The 16661-nt window shown below is 70.2% G+C and carries 11 protein-coding genes; 3 read left to right on the forward strand and 8 right to left on the reverse strand.

Annotation, left to right across the window (positions count from 1 at the left end; all coding sequences use genetic code 11):
- Positions 1–47 precede the first annotated feature (47 nt).
- Complete coding sequence (locus tag ACH47Z_RS34900; RefSeq protein ID WP_399081004.1) at positions 48–653, reverse strand: YdbC family protein; 606 nt, start codon at positions 651–653, stop codon at positions 48–50.
- A gap of 76 nt (positions 654–729) precedes the next feature.
- On the opposite strand from ACH47Z_RS34900, the gene ACH47Z_RS34905 reads away from it, so the two are divergent.
- Positions 730–1338, forward strand: a complete 609-nt coding sequence (locus tag ACH47Z_RS34905) for a TerD family protein (protein WP_399081005.1) — start codon at positions 730–732, stop codon at positions 1336–1338.
- 64 nt (positions 1339–1402) lie between these two features.
- Here ACH47Z_RS34905 and ACH47Z_RS34910 read toward each other — a convergent pair whose 3' ends face one another.
- Together ACH47Z_RS34910 and nrdR are read right to left on the reverse strand one after the other, a co-directional pair.
- On the reverse strand, positions 1403–4300 hold the full coding sequence (locus ACH47Z_RS34910) for a vitamin B12-dependent ribonucleotide reductase (protein WP_399081007.1): 2898 nt from the start codon (positions 4298–4300) through the stop codon (positions 1403–1405).
- 165 nt (positions 4301–4465) lie between these two features.
- On the reverse strand, positions 4466–5017 hold the full coding sequence (gene nrdR / locus ACH47Z_RS34915) for a transcriptional regulator NrdR (RefSeq protein WP_399081009.1): 552 nt from the start codon (positions 5015–5017) through the stop codon (positions 4466–4468).
- A gap of 566 nt (positions 5018–5583) precedes the next feature.
- On the opposite strand from nrdR, the gene lexA reads away from it, so the two are divergent.
- Positions 5584–6360, forward strand: coding sequence for a transcriptional repressor LexA (gene lexA, locus ACH47Z_RS34920; protein ID WP_399081011.1), 777 nt, complete (start codon positions 5584–5586; stop codon positions 6358–6360).
- A 166-nt stretch (positions 6361–6526) separates the two neighbouring features.
- On the opposite strand, the gene ACH47Z_RS34925 is transcribed toward lexA, so the two are convergent.
- The 4 genes from ACH47Z_RS34925 to ACH47Z_RS34940 form a co-directional block, all read right to left on the reverse strand.
- The gene (locus ACH47Z_RS34925; protein ID WP_399081013.1) at positions 6527–8533 is read right to left on the reverse strand and encodes an ATP-dependent DNA helicase; all 2007 of its coding nucleotides are present in this window, start codon (positions 8531–8533) and stop codon (positions 6527–6529) included.
- Between the two features lie 216 nt (positions 8534–8749).
- Positions 8750–9538: a GNAT family N-acetyltransferase gene (locus ACH47Z_RS34930; RefSeq protein ID WP_399081015.1), complete on the reverse strand. Its 789-nt coding sequence runs from the start codon at positions 9536–9538 to the stop codon at positions 8750–8752.
- Between the two features lie 86 nt (positions 9539–9624).
- On the reverse strand, positions 9625–11580 hold the full coding sequence (locus ACH47Z_RS34935; protein WP_399081017.1) for an IucA/IucC family protein: 1956 nt from the start codon (positions 11578–11580) through the stop codon (positions 9625–9627).
- A gap of 173 nt (positions 11581–11753) precedes the next feature.
- The gene (locus ACH47Z_RS34940) at positions 11754–13292 is read right to left on the reverse strand and encodes a diaminobutyrate--2-oxoglutarate transaminase family protein (RefSeq protein WP_399081018.1); all 1539 of its coding nucleotides are present in this window, start codon (positions 13290–13292) and stop codon (positions 11754–11756) included.
- A gap of 414 nt (positions 13293–13706) precedes the next feature.
- On the opposite strand from ACH47Z_RS34940, the gene ACH47Z_RS34945 reads away from it, so the two are divergent.
- Complete coding sequence (locus tag ACH47Z_RS34945) at positions 13707–14924, forward strand: trypsin-like serine peptidase (protein ID WP_399081020.1); 1218 nt, start codon at positions 13707–13709, stop codon at positions 14922–14924.
- 125 nt (positions 14925–15049) lie between these two features.
- Here the strand turns inward: ACH47Z_RS34945 and hflX are convergent, their stop codons facing one another.
- Positions 15050–16540, reverse strand: coding sequence for a GTPase HflX (gene hflX, locus ACH47Z_RS34950; RefSeq protein WP_399081022.1), 1491 nt, complete (start codon positions 16538–16540; stop codon positions 15050–15052).
- Positions 16541–16661 lie beyond the last annotated feature (121 nt).

Consider the following 16661-nt stretch of genomic DNA (forward strand, 5'->3'; position numbering starts at 1 on the left):
GCACACCTTTAGTGGTGAGTTTGATATTCAAACCAACACCTGTGGACTCAGACCGTCCAGGCCGGTTCCAGGTCCACGATGTCACCCGAGAGCGCCGCGATGTCGGCCTCGGTCTGGGCGCGCAGGGCGAGGCGTTCCACACGCTCGGTGCGGTACTTGCCGTGTTCGGCCGCCGAACGCCACATCGACAGGACCAGGAACTCCTGCTCGGGTGCCTCGGCGAACATGCCCCGGATCATGCCTGGTGAACCGGCCATCGCGGGGTTCCAGACCTTCTCCTGCATGAGCATGAAGTGCTCCACGCGCTCCTCGTGGACCTGGCACAGCGCCACCCGGATCAGGTCGGCGTCGGTGAACCGCGGTTCGAAACCCGTCTTCACGTCGAAGCGGTACTCGAAGAGCTTGACCTGGGCGTCCTTGAACGTGCCGGACTGGGCGGACGCCAGGCGGTCGTGCGAGCGGGCCATGAAGGAGTCGTAGAAGGCGCGGCTCTCCCAGAAGGCGAAGATGTGCACCACTCCCGGCCGCTGTCGGCTCCAGCCTCCGCCCTGTCCCCGAAACCCCGGCTCCCCCAGAAGCCCCGCCCATTTCCGCTGCCCCCGCTCGAAGCCGCGGCGGTCCACCACGGTGCAGCGAATCCACTTGACCAGCACCGCGCCATCGTAAGGCCACCGGACGTGGCGCCGGTCACGCTCCGGCGGAGATCACCCGCGCATGCGCCCCGCGCGCGTGGCACGATGGGCAAAGAGCCCTGGCTCCCCACGAGTTGGGGACAGAGCAGTCACAGGGGGAAGGGGAAGCCCGTTGTCCGGCTTCAGCAAGGGAATCCGCAAGGTCGAGGTCGCGGTCAAGTGGGACCCGAGTCCGGCGGGTCAGCCGCCCACCGATCTCGACATCATCGCCGCGACGTTCACCTCGGACGACGCGTACGGAACGCCCGCCTATCTCGTGCACTTCGACAGCCGCTCGCCCGACGGCACGATCTTCCTCAACAGGGACAGCGTCGACGGCAGGGGCTTCGGCTGGGACGAGGTCATGACGCTCGAACTGGACCGGCTCGCCGACCGGTACGCGCGCGTGGTGGTCGGTGTGGTCATCCAACAGCGGCCCGGGCACAAGACGTTCGTCAATGTGCTGAATCCGGCCATGCGCATCCGGGAGGGCTACACCGTACTCGCCGAGGACGACTTCGGCGCGGTCCTCGGGGCGACGGCGGCCACCATCGCCGAGTTCGCGCGGAACGACTCCGGAGACTGGACCTTCCGCCCCGGCGTCCACGGATTCGAGGAGGACCCGGCGGCGTTCACCCGCGTCATGGGCAGGGCGCACCAGCTCTGACGCACGCAACGAGTAAGGGGCGCCGGCAATAACCGGCGCCCCTTACTTCAGTTACCGCATGTCATCAGCTGCAGCCGCTGGTCGAACCGCAGCCCTCGCAGATGTAGCAGGAACCGGCGCGCTGCATCTTCGTGCCGCAGGAGAAGCACAGCGGGGCGTCGGCCTGGATGCCCAGTTGCATCTCCACCAGTTCGGCGCTGGTGTGCGCCTGCTTCGGGGCGGGCTTGGCCGCCTCGGACTCGGCCTTCGGCGTGGCCACGGCCTTCAGCTCCTGGGTGCGCGGCGCCGACTGGGCCAGGCCCTCGACGTCGACCTCGTCGTCGGCCGGCTCGTAGGAACCGGTCTCCAGGTGGCGCTGGCGCTCCTCGGCGGAGTGGATGCCGAGCGCGGAGCGGGTCTCGAAGGGCAGGAAGTCCAGCGCCAGGCGGCGGAAGATGTAGTCGACGATCGACTGGGCCATCCGCACGTCCGGGTCGTCGGTCATGCCGGCCGGCTCGAAGCGCATGTTGGTGAACTTCGAGACGTACGTCTCCAGCGGGACGCCGTACTGCAGACCGACGGAGACCGCGATGGAGAACGCGTCCATCATGCCCGCGAGGGTGGAGCCCTGCTTGGACATCTTCAGGAAGACCTCGCCGAGACCGTCGTCCGGGTAGGAGTTGGCGGTCATGTAGCCCTCGGCTCCGCCGACCGTGAAGGACGTGGTGATGCCGGGGCGGCCCTTGGGGAGGCGCTTGCGGACCGGGCGGTACTCGACCACCTTCTCGACCGCGGTGCGGATCGTCTCCTCGGCCTTCTCGGCGATCTCGGCCTTCTCGTCCTCCTTCTTCTTGGCGGAGAGCGGCTGGCCGACCTTGCAGTTGTCGCGGTAGATCGCGAGCGCCTTGACGCCCAGCTTCCAGGCCTCGAAGTAGATCTCCTCGACCTCCTCGACGGTCGCCGTCTCCGGCATGTTGACCGTCTTGGAGATGGCGCCGGAGATCCACGGCTGGATCGCGGCCATCATGCGGACGTGGCCCATCGGGGAGATGGCGCGCTCGCCCATGGCGCAGTCGAAGACCTCGTAGTGCTCCTGCTTCAGACCAGGAGCGTCGATCACGTTGCCGTTCTCGGCGATGTGGGCGACGACCGCCTCGATCTGCTCCTCCTGGTAGCCCAGGCGGCGCAGGGCCTGCGGGACGGTGCCGTTGACGATCTGCATCGAGCCGCCGCCGACGAGCTTCTTGAACTTGACCAGCGCGAGGTCGGGCTCGACACCGGTGGTGTCGCAGGACATCGCGAGGCCGATGGTGCCGGTCGGGGCGAGCACGGACGCCTGGGAGTTACGGAAACCGTTCTTCTCGCCGAGACGCTGCACGTCCTGCCAGGCCTCCGTGGCGGCGGCCCACACCGGGGTGTCCAGGTCGTCCATGCGGACGGCCTTGCCGTTGGCGTCGGCGTGCTGCTGCATGACGCGCTTGTGGGCGTCGGCGTTGCGGGCGTAACCGTCGTACGGGCCGACGACCGCGGCCAGCTCGGCGGAGCGGCGGTAGGCCGTACCCGTCATCAGGGAGGTGATCGCGCCGGCCAGGGCGCGGCCGCCGTTGGAGTCGTAGGCGTGGCCGGTGGCCATCAGCAGGGCGCCGAGGTTGGCGTAGCCGATGCCGAGCTGGCGGAACGCGCGTGTGTTCTCGCCGATCTTCTGGGTCGGGAAGTCCGCGAAGCAGATCGAGATGTCCATCGCGGTGATGACCAGCTCGACGACCTTCTGGAAGCGCTCGGCCTGGAAGGACTGGTTGCCCTTGCCGTCGTCCTGCAGGAACTTCATCAGGTTCAGCGAGGCCAGGTTGCAGGACGTGTTGTCCAGGTGCATGTACTCGCTGCACGGGTTCGACGCGGTGATCCGGCCGGACTCGGGGCAGGTGTGCCAGGTGTTGATGGTGTCGTCGTACTGGATGCCGGGGTCGGCGCAGGCCCAGGCGGCCTCGGCGATCTTGCGGAAGAGCGCCTTGGCGTCGACCTCCTCGATGACCTCGCCGGTCATACGCGCGCGCAGGCCGAAGTTGCCGCCCTCCTCGACCGCCTTCATGAACTCGTCGTTCACGCGGACCGAGTTGTTGGCGTTCTGGTACTGGACGGAGGTGATGTCGTCGCCGCCCAGGTCCATGTCGAAGCCCGCGTCGCGCAGGACGCGGATCTTCTCCTCTTCCTTGACCTTGGTCTCGATGAAGTCCTCGATGTCGGGGTGGTCGACGTCGAGCACGACCATCTTGGCGGCGCGGCGGGTGGCACCACCGGACTTGATGGTGCCGGCGGAGGCGTCGGCGCCGCGCATGAAGGAGACCGGGCCGGAGGCGTTGCCGCCGGAGGACAGCAGCTCCTTGGAGGAGCGGATGCGCGACAGGTTCAGGCCGGCGCCGGAGCCGCCCTTGAAGATCATGCCCTCTTCCTTGTACCAGTCGAGGATCGACTCCATGGAGTCGTCGACGGACAGGATGAAGCAGGCGGAGACCTGCTGGGGCTGCGGGGTGCCCACGTTGAACCAGACGGGGCTGTTGAAGCTGAAGATCTGGTGCAGGAGGGCGTAGGCCAACTCGTGCTCGAAGATCTCGGCGTCGGCGGGCGAGGCGAAGTACTTGTAGTCCTCACCGGCCTTCCGGTACGTCTTCACGATGCGGTCGATCAGCTGCTTGAGGCTGACCTCGCGCTGCGGGGTGCCGACGGCACCACGGAAGTACTTGCTGGTGACGATGTTGACCGCGTTCACCGACCAGAAGTCGGGGAACTCGACGCCACGCTGCTCGAAATTGACCGAGCCGTCGCGCCAGTTGGTCATGACGACGTCACGGCTCACCCACTCGACCTCGTCGTACGGGTGCACGCCGGGGGTGGTGTGGATGCGCTCGATGTGCAGTCCCTTGTTTCCCGCCTTGCCGCCCTTGGCTCGGGAACCTCGTGCCGGACCGCTCGCCGTCTCTGTCATGCCGCCTCCCTGTACGGGCGAAAACGCCCTGAAGTGCCCCGTTTGTTCCCGTGGCACGGTGTTCTGTCTTGTGTTGCGGGCACCCTCAGCTGCCACCCGCAACAGGTCTTGGATCGCCGCCTCCCGGCCGGAATCCGGGTCTCCCTCCGGTTTCCGGCCCGCCGGTCAGTCGGCGGCGTGGGCGGGTTCGGGGACCTGCGTGGTCCCACCTGGCCCGCGATCGTCTTCCTGGCTCCCCGCTCCCGCGTCGTCGTCGCCCGCGGCGGGGCCTCGCGTCGCCTCCCTCAGCTCCGCGATGGCGGCCTCGAAGTCCTCGAGCGAGTCGAACGCCCGGTAGACGGAGGCGAATCGCAGATAGGCAACGAGGTCGAGCTCCTGCAACGGGCCGAGTATGGCCAGACCCACGTCGTGGGTGGTCAGCTCGGCACTTCCGGTGGCCCGCACCGCCTCCTCGACCCGCTGGCCGAGCTGGGCGAGTGCGTCCTCGGTGACAGGCCGTCCCTGGCATGCCTTGCGCACGCCGTTGATGACCTTGGTACGACTGAAAGGCTCGGTGACTCCGGACCGCTTGACCACCATGAGCGAGCACGTCTCCACGGTCGTGAAACGACGGGAGCAGTCGGGGCACTGGCGGCGCCTGCGGATCGACGTGCCGTCGTCGGTCGTACGACTGTCGACCACACGGCTGTCGGGGTGCCTGCAGAAGGGGCAGTGCATGATCTCCAACCCTCCTCACAGCAGACTCAACAACCTCGCTGAACCCCATGGGCCCCGCGAAGCAGCCCTAAGCATAGGCGATCGCGGAGCCTCCGAAGACCGGGGGGACCACAACTTGTGGGCTGCTGTAGCCATCCAAGCACTAGATGTAGGGATTGGCTCATACATCCAGGCACGCACGCGTGTCGCGGCGAAACGGCAGACGACACCGGCACCGTCCGCTTCCGGCCCGGGACACGCGGACACGGAGCCGTACAGTCTCGGGACTTACGGAGATACCGTGGGTGCCGCACGGAGGACGCGTGGGACTCCGGCCCAGAAGGGCCCCGGATCCCGGTCGGCCGGGTTCCGGATGGCAGACTGGGGCACGACTCACAAGGTCGGCGACCCCGGCGGTGAAGAGTACAACAATGGGCGCTTTTGCCCGCCCGATGGCGCGTTAGCTATACACCCAGACACATGATCACGTCAGGTGAATCGCACTTTTTCACTCGAACGTGTGTTTGGCGCAACCTTTCGAAAGCAACTACCGTTGTCCAGCAGGGAGACCATCGAGAGGGGCCGACGTGACCACCACCGCAGACAGTGCCACCATCACCGCCCAGGACCGCTCCCAGGGCCGAGTCGAGCCGGTACACGCGATGAACGAAGCCACGAATCCCGAGCACAAGCGCTCCTTGCCGGGCCGACCTCCAGGAATCCGGGCGGACAGCTCCGGACTCACGGACCGGCAGCGCCGCGTGATCGAAGTCATCCGGGATTCCGTGCAGCGCCGCGGTTACCCGCCGTCCATGCGGGAGATCGGTCAGGCCGTCGGCCTCTCCAGCACCTCCTCGGTCGCGCACCAGCTGATGGCGCTGGAGCGCAAGGGCTTCCTGCGCCGCGACCCGCACCGCCCGCGCGCGTACGAGGTCCGCGGCTCCGACCAGGCCGTGACCGTGCAGCCCACGGACACCGCGGGCAAGCCCGCCGCGTCGTACGTCCCGCTGGTCGGCCGAATCGCCGCCGGTGGGCCCATCCTCGCGGAGGAGTCCGTCGAGGACGTCTTCCCTCTCCCCCGCCAGCTTGTCGGTGACGGTGAGCTGTTCGTCCTCAAGGTCGTCGGCGACTCCATGATCGAGGCCGCGATCTGCGACGGCGACTGGGTCACCGTGCGCCGTCAGCCCGTCGCCGAGAACGGCGACATCGTGGCGGCCATGCTCGACGGCGAGGCCACCGTCAAGCGCTTCAAGCGCGAGGACGGCCACGTGTGGCTCCTCCCGCACAACGCGGCCTACGACCCGATTCCGGGCGACGACGCGACCATCCTGGGCAAGGTCGTCGCGGTGCTGCGGCGCGTGTGACGCCTGCCGCGGGCGGGCCGGTCGGCCGGTTCGCTCCCTGACCGGGCCCCGGAACCCCTGCGCCGGTTCCGGGGCCCTGCTGTGTCCGGGGTGGTCTGCGGCCCCCTGGCATCGCGGGGTAGCCTGACCGGCCGCCGGTCAGGCTACCCGGCGATCGGCTCCGCGATCACGAGGCCTGCGCCGCCTCCGTATGCGCTGCCTCCGCCTCCGTCCGCTTCGCCGCCGCATCGATCGCCGCGAGTGACTTGCGCACCTGGTTACGGTCCGTGGTGTACCAGAAGTCCGGCAGTGACGCCTTGAGATAGCCTCCGTAGCGTGCGGTGGCCAGCCGCTGGTCCAGTACGGCGACCACGCCCCGGTCCCCCGACGCGCGGACGAGCCGGCCCGCGCCCTGGGCCATGAGCAGGGCTGCGTGGGTGGCGGCCACCGCCATGAAGCCGTTGCCGCCCGCGTCCTCGACCGCCTTCTGCCGGGCACTCATCAGCGGGTCGTCGGGGCGCGGGAACGGGATCTTGTCCATGACGACCAGTTGGCAGCTGGGGCCAGGGACGTCGACGCCCTGCCACAGGGACAGCGTGCCGAAGAGACACGTCTTCGGGCCGGCCGCGAAGTTCTTGATCAGCTCGCCGAGGGTCTCCTCGCCCTGGAGCAGGATCGGGAACTCCGGAATCCGTGAGCGCAGTTCCTCCGCGGCGAGCTGGGCGGCCCGCATGGACGAGAACAGTCCGAGGGTGCGGCCGCCGGCCGCCTGGATGAGTTCGGTCAGCTCGTCGAGCATGTCGGAACGTTCGCCGTCCCGCGCCGGGCGCGACAGGTGCTTGGCGACGTAGAGGATGCCCTGCTTGCGGTAGTCGAAGGGGGAGCCGACGTCGACACCCTTCCACTGCGGCAGATCCTCACCCTCCGTGCCCTCGGGGGCCAGCCCCAGCGAGGCACCGACCCCGTTGAAGTCCCCGCCCAGCTTCAGGGTCGCGGAGGTGAGGACGACCGCGCGGTCCGCGAAGAGCTTCTCCCTGAGCAGGCCCGAGACCGACATGGGCGCGATCCGCAGGGAGGCGCCGAAGCGGTCGTGCCGCTCGTACCAGACGACGTCCCACTCCGAGCCGTTCAGGACGCGCTCCGCCACGTCGTGCACCGTCTCCACCGAGGCCAGCGCCTGCTTGCGGACCGCGTCCTCGTCCTGGACCGACTTGTCGCGCGTCGCGCCGATCCCGGAGATGACCGTGCGCGCGGCGTCCCGCAGCGCCATCAGGGCGTAGGCGAGATCCTCCGGGATCTCCTCCAGACGGCCCGGCAGGGCCAGCTCCATCAGCCGCTCGAAGCCCTCGGCGGCGGTCTGGAGCTGGTCGGCGGCCTTCTCGTTGACGAGCTTGGCGGCGCGGCGCACGGCGCGGTTGACCTGGCCCGGGGTGAGTTCGCCGGTGGCGACGCCGGTGACCCTGGAGACGAGCTCATGGGCCTCGTCCACGATCAGCACCTCGTGCTGGGGCAGTACCGGGGCGCCCTCGATGGCGTCGATGGCGAGCAGGGCGTGGTTCGTGACGACGACTTCGGCGAGCTTGGCGCGCTCGCGGGCCATCTCCGCGAAGCACTCGGCACCGTAGGCGCACTTCGTCGCGCCGAGGCACTCACGCGAGGACACCGACACCTGCGCCCAGGCACGGTCCGACACACCCGGGGTGAGATCGTCCCGGTCACCGCTCTCGGTCTCGTCCGCCCAGTCACGCAGCCGCAGCAGGTCCTGGCCCAGCTTGCTGGTGGGCGCGGCGGCCTCGAACTGGTCGAAGAGTCCGTCCTCCTCGTCCTGCGGCATGCCCTCGTGCAGCCGGTGCAGGCACAGATAGTTCGACCTGCCCTTCAGCATCGCGAACTCCGGGCGGCGACGCAGCAGCGGGTGCAGCGCGTCGACCGTGCGCGGCAGGTCCCGCTCCACGAGTTGGCGCTGCAACGCCAGCGTGGCCGTCGCGACGATCACTCTCTCCCCGTGCGCGAGCGCGGGCACGAGATAGCCCAGCGACTTTCCGGTGCCGGTGCCGGCCTGGACCAGCAGGTGGGATCCGTCGTCGATCGCCTCGGCGACCGCTTCGGCCATGGTCACCTGGCCGGGGCGCTCCGTGCCGCCGACAGCGGTGACAGCGGCATGCAGGAGTTCGGGAAGTGAGGGCTTCGTCATAGCCCGACCACCCTACGGCCCGGCACTGACAAACGGGCGGTCACGGCGGGAACGGGGGGCGGGATCACGGCCGGGCTCCTGGATGCGGTGGGAGGGAGAGCGGGCGGTGGATGCGGAGGATTCCCGGGCTTCTCCGCCGTCTCGGAATTTTTTGATCGAGCGGGAACCGCGCCCGCACCGGGGACGTTCCATCTGTGAACGCGCAGTCACTCAGCGCTACAACACATCGCGCAGGACTCGGTCCCGGACCATGAGGGCAGCCCGCTTGCCGGGCAGGTCGACCTCGGCGGCGAACCGGAATCCGGCGCTCAGGAACGCTGCGACGGAGGGGGTGTTGTGAAGATCGGGTTCCGCTACGACACGAGCGCACGCCGGGCGCCGGGCGAGGATGAGGTCGGCGACGGCTCGGAGCAGGGCGGATCCCAGCCCCCGCCCCCGATCCGCGGCCCCACCGACGAGGAGATGAATCCCGGTGTCGTGCGGACGGGCCGGATAGTGACGGGCGAGTCGATCCAGGTCCGCCCGGTAGATCTCCCAGTAGCTCATCGGTGTGCCGTCCAGTACGCCGAGACACGGCACACTCCGTCCGTCGCCGTCGAGTTGGGCCCGTAGGTGCTCCTCGGTCCGGTTCCGGGGCCCGGCCAGCTCCCAGAACCGGGCGACCTCGGGGTCGTTCATCCAGCCATGCACGAGCGGCAGGTCGTCTTCGACACGGACGGGCACGAGGTGGAGGGAGCCGAGGGGGGTGGCGACCGGCCCCCATGTGGGGAGCTGGTCGAGGAGGCAGGCCGTTCCCGCGACGAAGCGGGCGAGGAAGTCGGCGGGCAAGTGGAGGTCCAGCGTGTCCTCTACGTCCTCGTCGTCGGCCTCGATGGTGAACCCGCTGAACGGCGTGTCCCGGCTGCCCGCGCCGTCCGCTCGGGGGCCGGTGGGGCCCGGGCGGACAGGGGCGCCCGGGGGAACCGGGGCGGGGCTGCTGCCGGCGTTCGCGTCGGTGGGAGGCACGGTGCGCTCCTCTCAGGAGGCGGGGTGGGTCATGGTCCTCGGGAAGGCGGTCGGGCGGTTCGCTCAGAAGTGACGGGGTGAATCGCTCAGGAATGAAGGGGGTTGGTGATGGTGACGTAGACGGACTGGGTGTCGACCGGGCCGACGAGTTCGTCCAGGCCGTGCAGGCGGGTCAGCAGGTTGGCCTTGCAGCGCAGGACGGGTGAGTCGAGCAGGCGGCGGGGCAGGGAGGTGCGTGGTGCGGCGGACCCCGAGACGAGGTCCGTCAGGAAGCGGCGGAAGGCGGCGAGGAGCAGGCGCTCGTCGGCGAGGCGCTGGGAGCCGAACGCGCCGATCAGTCCCAGCACGTTGTTGATGGCGAGGTAGTAGGCGAAGCGTTCGTCGGCGACCTCGTCGGAGACGAAGGTGTCACTGCGCTCGCCGATACCGGGCAGTCGGGCATCCAGTTCGGCCCGCCGGGACTCGCGGAAGTAGTAGCCCTGGTTGTCGCGGTAGCGGCCACCGGCCGGCCAGCCGTCCCGGTCCAGCAGGAGCAGGGTGTTCTGCTGATGTGCTTCCAGGGCGATGCCGGCCTCGCCGTCCAGCCAGAGCACGGGCCGGACGACCTGCTCCAGGTACCGGAGGAACCACTCCGCGGCGACGGCTCCCACGGGACGGCCGGTGCGGGCGGCGAGCCGCGCCACGAGCTGGGCCAGCCGGGACCGCATCGGCAAGGCGCCGGACTGCGCCGAGAGAGTGCCGCCGGGCTCGGCGAGGGGCCGGGGCGAGACGAGTCCGGCGACGCAGCCGACGTCGTCGGCCGGGGCGAAGGGGTTGTGCCGGATCATCACGTCGAGGCCGGGCACGCGACGTCCGCCCGGGTCGTCCACGGCCAGCCAGGCCGGGTCGCGAACGATGTCGAAGCCGGGGTGGACCGCCTGCCACTGCTGGGACAGGCCGGTGCGCAGCAGTCGGTGCACCTCGACTCCGCGGTGGAGTTCCTTGCGCAGGTTCTCGCGGCGGGAGTTGGTGATGCGCAGGCCCAGCGACAGCTTGAGCATCGCGGGGGCGCCGGATCGATGGACCGTACGTACAGAGGAGGTGGAATGCCAGGCGGTGCCGTAGGGGCCGAGGTCGCGGAGGAGTCCGGAGTCGAGCAGGGCGGCGACGGGCGCGCGGTGGCACAGCTCACGGGCCTGCCATGGGTGCAGTGGCAGCGCGGCGTAACCGTCGGGCAGAGGGAGGCCGGGGCCGGCGAGGCGCCGGGCGAGGTGATCGGCGGGGACGGGGCGGCCGCGTTCGGTCCATGCCGAGTCGGTGGCGAGGAGAGAGGGGGAGACAGCCATCCAGTGCAGCGGGAAGGAGCCCCGCACCTCGGGTGAGTACAGGCGGGCTTCGGACTCGGTCAGGCCTTCCCGGCTCTTGGGAGTCGGGTGCAGGGGGTGGCCGAGGAGGAGGGCCTGCTCGGCGCCGAGGAAGAGGTCGGGGACCTCGGCGGGGTGCTCGCGGCGGTCGCGGATGAAGGTCGCGGTGCGACGCAGGGAGTCGGCGACCCTGGCCGCGAGGTCGCCGTCGTCGCCCTGGCCGGACGCGGCGAGGGCCGGGGCGGCGGGCGGGGTGGCCGGGGCGCCGGTTGTCTCCCGGGCGAGCAGCGCGGCCAGGGTGACGGCATCGACAGGAGGGGCGGAATCGGGTGCGTGGGTGAGGCGTGGCGGGCCGAAGCGGTGCCAGCCCGTCGGGGACCAGTAGCGGACCGGTACGAGGAGGGAGGTGCCGCTGGCAGGGAGTGGGAGACGGAGGGTGCCGCTCGTGGGGGCAGCGAGGTCGGTCTCACGCACCCAGCACCGCAGCAGGTTCTCCGTGGCCGCGCACTGGGCCGCGGTGCGCGGGTCGGGATCCTCCAGCAGATCGGCGCCGGGCTCCGTCACTCGCGTGAGATCCGCGGTGCGCCGCTTCTGCTGAGGGACCGACTCGGCGAGCGGGACGGGCGAGGGCGGGGTGCCGGAGTCTCCTTGTTCGTCGGGAGAACCGGAGCTGCCGTCGGGACTGGGAGTGGCGTTCATGACGGTTCCTCGGGGCCGGCTGGAGGGGTGCGGGGCTCGTGCTGTCGCCCGGTCGCCGTTCTCTGATGGCCCGCGGTTGCCTCGGCGGCGCGGTGGACCGCGGCGCCGAGGGCTCGCGGTTGGCGAGCGCCTGCGGCAGGGAGGGGAGAGGCCGGGCGGGGCGGATGCCGGGCTCAGCCGGCGCGCTGGGCGGGGCCGTGACGTCGGCCGCGCTGGGGGCCGCGTTGTGCACCACGCTGGGTATCGGGCTGCGGGCCGTGCTCCTCGTGGTGGCGGGCCACGGCGGCGACCGCGTCCGCCAGGCGGTCCAGCACGGCGGCCGCCTGCTCGTCACTGATCGTCAGCGGAGGCAGCAGCCGGACCACGGACGCGTGCCGGCCGCCGAGTTCGACGATCAACCCGCGCTGGAGGCACTCGCGTTGCACGGCCGCGGCGAGTTCGGGAGCCGCGGGGCGTGGGGCGCGGGCGGGGTGCGGGCCGAGGGGCACAGGGGCGAGGTCGCCGGAGGCTGGGACGCGGTCGCCGGGCTCGGGGGCGGGGGGATCGGCGCCGTCGCCATCGCCCTCACCGTCTCCGTCCCAGTCACTGTCCGAGTCCACCAGCTCGACCCCGATCATCAGCCCGCGCCCTCGCACCTCGCCGACGCAGGGGAACTGGCGGGAGAGTTCGGTGAGTTGGGCGAGCATGTGGGAGCCGAGGGAGGCGGCTCGTGCAGCGAGGCCGTTCTCGCGGACGTGGGCGAGGGTGGCGGTGCCCGCGGCCATGGCGAGCTGGTTGCCGCGGAAGGTGCCCGCGTGGGCGCCGGGTTGCCAGACGTCGAGGTCGTCGCGGTAGACGATCACGGCCAGCGGGAGGCTGCCGCCGATGGCCTTGGACAGGACCATGACGTCGGGGGTGATGCCGCTGTGGCCGACGGCCCAGAAGGCGCCGGTCCGGCCGACGCCGGTCTGGATCTCGTCGGCGATCAGCGGGATGGACCGGTCGGCCGTGAGCTGTCGCATGCGGCGCAGCCAGTCGTCCGGCCCGGGGATCACCCCGCCCTCGCCCTGGACGGGTTCGAGGATCAGGCCGGCGGGCAGCGGTACGCCGGACTTGGGGTCGTCGAGGAGGGACTCGGTCCAGCGGGCGGCGAGTTCGGCGCCGTACGGGCCGCCGACGCCGAAGGGGCAGCGGTAGTCCTGCGGGTAGGGCAGGCGAGCGACCTGGACGTCGCGGGCGCCGCCGGAGGCGGCCAGGGCGCCGGCGGTCATGCCGTGATAGGCGCCGGTGAAGGCGAGGATGCCGGTGCGGCCGGTCGCGGCCCGGACCAGTTTCAGCGCGGCCTCGACGGCGTCGGTGCCGGCCGGTCCGCAGAACTGGACGCGGGCCCGGTCGGCGAGGCCGGGCGGGAGGGTACGGAACAGCTCGGTGATGAAGGCGTCCTTGACGGGGGTCGCCAGGTCCAGGACGGAGAGGGGGGCGCCGGAGTCGAGGACCCTGCGGATGGCCTCCAGCACGACCGGGTGGTTGTGGCCGAGGGCGAGGGTGCCCGCGCCGGAGAGGCAGTCCAGGTAGCGGCGGCCGTCGGCGCCCTCGATGGTGAGTCCGCGTGCCCGCACGGGGACGATGGGCAGGGCCCGGGCATAGGTGCGCGCCGAGGATTCCCGCGCCGACTGGCGTCTGAGGATCCCCTCCTGCACACCACGCGCTTCCCCGTGTGCACCCCCAGCCATCGACTCCGTAACGGCCACGGCTCGCTGTCCTCCTCGCTGTTCAGAGGCGAGTTGATCCGCGGGGACCGCAGACAGGCAGCTGGCCCCCCACCGCTACAACCGCGGACCGCCCGGCGAGTTACGGGTCAAGGGAAGAACATTGCCATGTGACCGGGAAAAGGCGGGCGGTCCGGGAGCCGGGCGGGGTGAGCAGACGTCACATCGGCGTCTCCACGGCACATCCACGGAGGATCGGCCAGGTCAGACGGCTTGTAGCCGAACCGTTGCCGTTCCGTCGGAAGTCCCCCACAGCGAGGGCATAGTGTGGGACGCCGTTCCAAGAACGCCGTGAGACCGGCATGAACTCCTCATGAGTTCCGCGTCGGTGACACGGCACAAGCGCCGAGTTCCTTCAGCACAGGGGGAGTCAAGAGCATGCGATCCATACGGCCGTCGTTCATCGTTCGGCGAGGGAGGGGCACCCGCCGCACCTCCACCTCGCTCGCGGCGGTCGCCCTCGTCTCGGCGCTGGCGATGACCGCCACCGCCTGCAACGGCGACGACAACGCCGACAGCAAGCCGAGCGCCTCCGCGGCCGCGGCCGGCGACGGAAAGATCAGGATCCCGGACGACCTCAAGCAGAAGCTCAAGGAACACGGGATCGACATCGACAAGTGGAAGCACGGCGCCTGGCAGAACTGGAACAAGCAGGACTGGCTGCGCGAGGCCAACGACTTCATCAACCCGATCATCAAGGGCCTGTGGGACCCGGACCGGATGCGGCACGCCAACGACCCCAACAAGGGCGTCAACGACAACGACATCTCCGGTGACCAGGGTGTGACCGACCCGACCCCGCAGCCGGTGAAGGCGCAGGCGGTGGCGGCGCCGTACCACGTCAACGCGGCCACCTCGGGCAAGGTGTTCTTCGACTCTCCCGAGGGCCACATGGTGTGCTCGGGCACGGTCGTGGAGGACCCCTCGCACCCCGGCAAGTCCAACCTGGTCTGGACGGCGGGTCACTGTGTGCACGCCGGCAAGAACGGCGGCTGGTACCGCAACATGGCCTTCGTGCCGTCGTACAACAACTCCGCCAAGTCGGTCGACCAGTTGCAGAAGGCCAGCAGGTCCGAGATCGCGCCGTACGGCGTGTGGTGGGCCGACGCGGCGCAGACCTCGCAGCAGTGGATCGACGGGGGCGGTGAGACCGGCGGCGCCGGTGCCTCGTACGACTACGCGGTGATCCATGTGACGCCGGAGCAGGGCAACGGCGGCAAGTCGCTGGAGGAGACGGTCGGCGGGGCGCTGCCGGTGAACTTCGGCGCCCCGGCGGTGCCGAAGGTGAACAGCATCACCGCGTCCGGGTACCCGGAGGCGGCTCCGTTCGACGGGCAGCTGCTCTACCAGTGCAAGGACAAGCCGGGCCGGCTGTCCATCAAGCAGTCCGACCCGACGATGTACCGGATCGGCTGCACCATGACCGCCGGGTCCTCCGGAGGGGGCTGGGTGGAGGTCGGTTCCGACGGTAAGCCGGCGCTGGTGTCCAACACGTCTATCGGCCCGGTGAGTTCGGGGTGGTTGGCCGGGCCTCGGCTGGGTTCTGTGGCCAAGGGTGTGTATCAGTCGGTGAGCAAGAAGTTCGCCGGACAGTAAAGGTCGTCTGTGGCTGATCGCGCCCACGCGGCGGAGCCGCATATCGATACGGCCCCCCGCCCCTGACGGGGCACACGAAGGCCCGCCCCCTGCACAAGGGAGCGGGCCTTTCGTGCAGCCGAGGGTCAGGCCGCCGACACCGCGACGTACGGCGCCAGGTCGGCTGCCAGTTCCTCGTGTACCCGGACCTTGAGCAGGGTGCCCTCCGCGGTGTGTTCCTCGGAGAGGACCTCGCCCTCGGAGTGGGCGCGGGCGACGAGCTTGCCGTGGGTGTACGGCACGAGGGCCTCGATCTCGACCGCGGGGCGGGGCAGGTCGTGGTCGAGGAGGGCGAGCAGTTCCTCGATGCCCTGGCCGGTGCGGGCCGAGACCGCGAGGGAGCGCTTCTCGACGCGCAGCAGTCGCTGGAGGACCAGCGGGTCGGCCGCGTCCGCCTTGTTGATCACGACGATCTCGGGCACGTCGGTGGCGCCGACGTCCCGGATGACCTCGCGCACGGCGGCGAGCTGCTCCTCCGGGTTCGGGTGCGAGCCGTCCACCACGTGCAGGATCAGGTCGGAGTCGCCGACCTCCTCCATCGTGGAGCGGAACGCCTCGACCAGATGGTGCGGCAGGTGGCGGACGAAGCCGACCGTGTCCGCGAGCGTGTACAGGCGGCCACCGGGCGTCTCCGCGCGGCGGACGGTCGGGTCCAGGGTCGCGAACAGGGCGTTCTCGACCAGGACACCGGCGCCCGTGAGGCGGTTGAGCAGGGAGGACTTGCCGGCGTTGGTGTAGCCCGCGATGGCGACGGACGGCACCTTGTTGCGCCGGCGCTCCTGGCGCTTGAGCTCGCGGCCGGTCTTCATCTCCGCGATCTCCCGGCGCATCCGCGCCATCTTCTCGCGGATCCGGCGCCGGTCCGTCTCGATCTTGGTCTCACCGGGGCCGCGCGTGGCGAGGCCGCCGCGACCGCCACCCATCTGCCGGGACAGCGACTGACCCCAGCCGCGCAGCCTCGGCAGCATGTACTGCATCTGGGCGAGCGCGACCTGCGCCTTGCCCTCGCGGGACTTGGCGTGCTGGGCGAAGATGTCCAGGATCAGGGCCGTACGGTCGATGACCTTGACCTTGACCACGTCCTCCAGCTGGATCAGCTGGCCGGGGCTCAGCTCACCGTCGCAGATGACCGTGTCGGCGCCCGTTTCGAGGACGATGTCGCGCAGCTCCAGGGCCTTGCCGGAGCCGATGTAGGTGGCCGCGTCGGGCTTGTCGCGGCGCTGGATGACGCCGTCGAGCACGTGCGCGCCCGCGGTCTCGGCGAGGGCCGCCAGCTCCGCGAGGGAGTTGTCGGCGTCCTGGGCGGTGCCGGTGGTCCACACGCCGACGAGCACGACCCGCTCCAGACGGAGCTGGCGGTACTCGACCTCGGTGACGTCCTCCAGCTCGGTGGACAGGCCCGCCACACGGCGCAGGGCCGCGCGCTCGGAGCGGTCGAACTGGTCGCCGTCCCGCTCGCCGTCGATCTCGTAGCTCCAGGCGACGTCCTCTTCCATCAGGGCATCGGCCCGAAGACCCTCGGGATGGGCGTGCGCGAAGCGCTTGGTGTCCTGGGAAGGGGAAGAAGAGGAGGTCATTGGATCCTTACGTCGATGGGGAGTGCCGTTTCGGCGCCGTACGGCGGCCGTCAGAACCGCCTGTCCGGACAACGTACGAGTGCCCCGGGAGATTCCCGTGTCCCGGCGCACGCCGACCCGA

Source organism: Streptomyces sp. NPDC020192, assembly GCF_044388685.1.
Lineage (GTDB): Bacteria > Actinomycetota > Actinomycetes > Streptomycetales > Streptomycetaceae > Streptomyces.